The organism is Enterovibrio nigricans DSM 22720, from assembly GCF_900167155.1.
In the GTDB taxonomy this organism is placed as follows: Bacteria; Pseudomonadota; Gammaproteobacteria; order Enterobacterales; family Vibrionaceae; genus Enterovibrio; species Enterovibrio nigricans.
On record NZ_FUXU01000142.1, the window covers coordinates 1 to 5,394 of the forward strand.

A 5,394-nucleotide genomic window follows, 5' to 3' on the forward strand; every position below is an offset into this window, starting at 1 on the left:
ATCGTAGCTTCTAGATTTAGTTCCATCGATTTAAGCAACAAAGCCTATACCTTCCTTACTGCTGCCTTAAATCGTCCAACGCCTTCTGAAGAACTAGGCATATTCCCTACCTCCCCGTTTACAACTGTTTCTTTTACAAACAAACAACTCTCACCTTAAAAGCAAACCCGTACTTTCGTTCAGAAAACAACTATTTTCATTTGAACTGGTCATGCAATTTGAGGTAAAACGTGCGCCCTTTTTCTCAACACAAATGATTGTAGTCACTGACCTTCAAAGAAATATTGCGCTTGGTTCCACTTCATAACAAAACAGCCGCAACTGCTTATTTTTTCCGCACTTCCTGTCGCACGTATATAAGGCAATTTTGGCCTTTTTAGGAATTATAGAAATGTACAAAAAAAAGATTCTGCCGATACTCATCATGGCTGCGCTTGCCGGTTGTGATGATGATAATCACGTCTCAACAGGGGGTGGAATTCCATCCATTCCTGATACGGGTACGCCTGATACAGGAAACCCAGACACAGGTACGCCGCAACCTACAATCATTTCGGGTGAATTTTCACTTGATGGAACCAAAGTATACGGTTCATCGGTCAACTGTAATGGCGAACCCGCCAATGCGTTCGAATTTGAAGAGAAAGACACAGTCACCTGCCGTTACGACGGTACCGTTCTGGCGACATTTAGCAATGTAACCACCAAGCAACTGGCCAAATCTGACCAAGCAATTACGCGCCATCGTCTCAATTTGAATGATGCGGATGAGTTTGTAGACTCACCAGACAAAGCCCGTAATGCGCATGCACTGTTGACCACAGTGTCACCGACACATGGCAATCAAATTGATATTGAGCTGACAGCGATTCACGACAAACTAGCCTTTGCCAGTATCTATAACAACGATCTGTCTCTTTCTCCGGAAGCGTTCGACAGCGTCATTGCAGAAAAACCTGCAGAAGAAAACTTGGCAGACAAAAACCCGAGTGCACACGTGCCAGACATCGAGCCCGAAGTCACACCGGGAACATCCACTGACTTAAACGCCTCCTTCGTTTCAGCGAACGCCGAAGAGGCATATCAGTACAAGCCAACAGAAGTCATCCTTTCAAAAGCGGTGATTACTGACAGCACAGGTTTACCGGTTGAAGGATTGTCTTACTTTAGCCACTCATCACGCGGAAAAACCAATGCGGCCGGTGAATTTGATTTTGCGTGGGGTGAATCCATATCCTTTGGTATCGACACCTTTGAATTGGGTGACGTTCGGGGCAACAAAACCGAATACCAACTGATCGATCTCGGTGCTGACCAACGTGGGCGAAATGCCGACGCGCTGGTAAAACGTTATGCCGATAACACATCAAATAGACGCGTCATCAGCGAAAAAATCACTGACGTGTTTGCCATGTACCCGAATGTGATTAACGAAGCCATTTCGCTATCACTGAATGACAAAGATACGGTACTGGAAGTGGGTGGTGGCCTGACCGAAACCGTTTCCGCCGAATTCGAAAAACAGTTTGAGAATGGCATTGCAAGCCTTGTCGATGACGCAATTTGTGGTAGCGCTTGCGGTACGTCTGCTTTCTCATTTTTCAGTCAACCTACAGTTCATACCGCCACCGACGATCTAGCCAATATTCAAGCTGACATCAATAAGCTTTGGGGCATCAATGATGCACTCACTGACGGTTGGAAGCCTGTTCAGAAGTTCCATGTATTTACCGATGCCACGAATTTCTATGGCAGTACAGGTTTGGCTCGTGGACAAGCTGCTGTCAATATCTCGAATCAGGCCTTCCCAGTCATGATGGCGAGAAACGACAACAACTACTGGCTATCCTTTGGTGAGAAAAAAGCGTATGACGAACGCAATCTTGCCTACATCACCGAAAAGCCGTCGACACAGAAAATCGACGTAGTTGGTAAAAACACCGCGACCTTTAATCTCCCGTTTGTCACCATTGGAGAAATGGGCAAGGGTAAAGTCATGGTTGTCGGCAACGGTCGTTATAACTCAATCCTCGTTTGTCCAAATGACTACTCTTGGGCAAGTAATGGGCAGTGCGGTGAAGCACAAGCAGACAAAGACGGCGATGACATGAAGAACTTCTTCAGCAACGTTATTCGCTATCTCACTAACCGTGCGGCAGACGAAAGAATCACTGTAGGGACCAACATTCCTCATGTCTACTTTGCGCGTCATGGTCAGGTTATAGGCGTTAAAGCAGATTACGTTATTTCTCCTGAGTTCAATGTCGATACCGAACAGCTAAGCAGCTTCGACGGCATCAATCCGATCGACATGCCACTGCTTATCATCAACGGTTTTGAATACAAAAACCCTAACGGCAACCCTTACACCCCGCCTCACTCCGCAGATGTGGCCAAGCCAAAACTGACCCAAGATGACGTGACAGCCTTGATCGAGTACGTCAACAACGGCGGTAGCGTGCTGATGATGGAAACCATCATTCAAGAAAACAATACCGGCGCAACAGGACGCTTCCTCGATGCAGCAGGCATCGCGTTTGGCATGGGCGATACGGTAGTTCTCAACGGTAACGGCCCTAACGATGGCTATGCTGACCGCCCTCGTGCAAACCGCGAGCATGCACTTTGGATCATCGAACGCTATGCAGCGAAGTCTGAAGGTGAAGGTCAGGCTCCAAAACTTCCCTACTCCATCGACAAAACTACCGGTGAAGTCATTTGGGACATTGAAGTGGGAGAAAAGCTCGAACTGGAAACGGCATTCTACCAAGCCGAAATCAATGGAGAGCTTAAAACGCTAAAAGCCTTCATTCGTGAAGAAGACCATTTCGTCAAAGACGAGAAAGGAAAGTGGATTATTGGCGCTAGTGGCAAACCCGTTCTTGATGAAGCATCACTGCAATTGGCGAAAGATGCGTTGCTAGATCAGTTCCTCGTTAGCGGCCAACGTACTTACCAAGAGTGTAAGCGCACTGATTACCACTATGAAATCAACTGTCTTGAGCGTCGTCCAGGCAATGGCATTCCACTAACAGGTGGTATGGAACGTCCTATCTACACCAAGTTAGATTTGGGCTCTGAACAAGCGAAAGCAATGATCAAAGCGGCAGATCTGGGTACCAATATCGAACGTTTGTATCAACATGAGCTTTACTTCCGTTCTAAAAGCAACGAAGGCGAGCGTTTAAGCAGCACCGATCTGAACCGAATTTACAACAACATGACGGTTTGGCTATGGAATGACCTAGATTACCGTTATGAGAGTGCGATTGCGGATGAGCTGGGCTTCAAGCGATTCACGGAATTCCTGAACTGCTACACCGCTGACCTTGCTGGCGGCAATACACGCTGCCCTGTCGACCTCGGCGGCAAGTTAGTCAACATGAACATGGTGTACGGTGAAGATGCAGGCGAATACGCGGGGCAAATGAACCCAAGTTACCCGCTAAACTACATGGAAAAACCCTTAACGCGTTTAATGCTAGGTCGCTCTTTCTGGGACTATGACGTTGTCGTTGACGTCCGTCCATTCCCTGGTGAACCAAGCGGCAACACTGGTGGAACGTCAATAACGCTTGATATGAGCAATAACACAGCGGCGTACTACGCGGGAAATCGTCAAGCAACAGGTCAATGGGCCGTTGCACATCAGCCTTTCACCGTGTCGGTCTCTGGCAATACTACGTCTGTAAAAGTCACCGTCGCGCTGCACGATGATTTAACAGGTCGTGAGAAACACGAACTCGCGATGATGCGTCCACCACGTATGCAAAAGTCTTTCGAGGTGGACACTTCAACCGTGTTTGAAGTCCCTTATGGCGGCTTGATCTATGTTCAAGGTGGTAACAGCAGCGAGGTCACTATCAACATCAGTGGTACTGTTGATGCACCTTTGTATGATTCTGCAAAAAATGGCTGGGTCAATGATATGAGCTCGCCAGCACCTATCGGTGATGTTGTCTCGGATAGCTTTATCTTTACTGCGCCAAAGGCCAACCTGACTGCTGCCAATGTTAGCGGTGGCGTAGCGCAATTTGCCGATGAACTGGACATGTTTGCCAATGACTTGAATGACTTCTACGCAAAAAATGAAGGCATCGACGGTACGCATAACCGCGCCGCGACGCACCCGAGCATTCCAAACAATCGCCATGCGTTTGTGAACGATGTTGCTATCAGTATCGGCGCTGCGCACTCGGGTTATCCGGTAATGAACAGTAGCTTTAATACACAAAGTAACAATATCAATACCGATCCGCTAAACAGTTGGTTGTTGTGGCACGAAGTTGGACACAATGCGGCGCAAGCACCACTTACCGTAGAAGGTGCGACCGAGGTTGCTAACAACGTTCTCGCTCTCTACATGCAGCAGAAGTATTTAGGCTCTATGCCGCGCGTGGCAAGCGATATTCGCATTGCACCAGAGTACATCAATGCAGAAATGGGGCATGCTTGGGGCGCAGGCGGCCCGGGTGAACGTTTGCTGATGTTCGCGCAAATGAAAGAGTGGGCTGAAACAGAATTCAATATCACGCATTGGTATGCGAATGATGTTCCGGCTTACTACAACACCGACACAGGCATGAATGGCTTTAACTTGTTCAAGTTAATGCACCGCTTAAGTCGCAACGCTAACGATCCTGCGATAACACATTACGGTCAAAACCAGTGTTACCGTTCTGGACTAGGCGCGAGTGATGCCTTGATGCTTTGCGCCTCTTACGCTGCACAAACGGATCTGACTGCATTTTTTGAGGCATGGAACCCAGGTACGGTAGCTACAATTCTGCCGGGTGCTTCCGAGCCACAATATGTGGGTGGAATCTCAGACCAAGGTCGCAAGGCAGTGAAAGCGCTAAACCTTCCATCGCCACAAAGGGATCCAATTCGTATTAACGCGGTAACAGCATCGGTACCCAATACAAACAAATAGTTAAATTACCGAAACCGTATCGATAGCCGAGCCATCAAAGTGGCTCGGCTTTTTTTGGCGTAAGCAAAAACGCAACTCGCTAAATTGAAAAAAAAAAGTGCAGTAACATAGAATCAGCACAGCAAAAATAGTCGAGAGGCCTAAAATTTGTTTCTGTATATTCCGCGGATAAGGAGGTGAAAAGTGTTAGACGAGCAAGAAGCAGTTCAACGTATGCAAGATTTTATCGCTCTCAATTTGTATGACAACATCTCGCTTATTGACTTAGCGGAAGTATCTTTGTTTTCTCCATGGTATTCGTATCGTTTATTTAAAAAATGGACAAATCATACGCCATCCAGTTATGTACGAAAACTTAGGCTCGCAAAGTCTGCATTAAAGCGGCTTTGTTGCTTAATTCGGTTGGAAGACATGGCAGCCTAAAGTTGTTCGGTTCTTAAGCAATATACTGAGTTTCAGGC

2 protein-coding genes are annotated in these 5,394 nt (G+C 47.2%); both read left to right on the forward strand.

Annotated elements, in window-relative coordinates:
• Positions 1 to 391 precede the first annotated feature (391 nt).
• A complete protein-coding gene (locus B5D35_RS22555; protein ID WP_078754671.1) occupies positions 392 to 4,933 on the forward strand; it encodes an SslE/AcfD family lipoprotein zinc metalloprotease in 4,542 nt (1,513 codons plus the stop codon).
• A gap of 183 nt (positions 4,934 to 5,116) precedes the next feature.
• Complete coding sequence (locus tag B5D35_RS22560; protein ID WP_078754672.1) at positions 5,117 to 5,356, forward strand: helix-turn-helix transcriptional regulator; 240 nt, start codon at positions 5,117 to 5,119, stop codon at positions 5,354 to 5,356.
• The last annotated feature ends 38 nt before the right edge of the window (positions 5,357 to 5,394 follow it).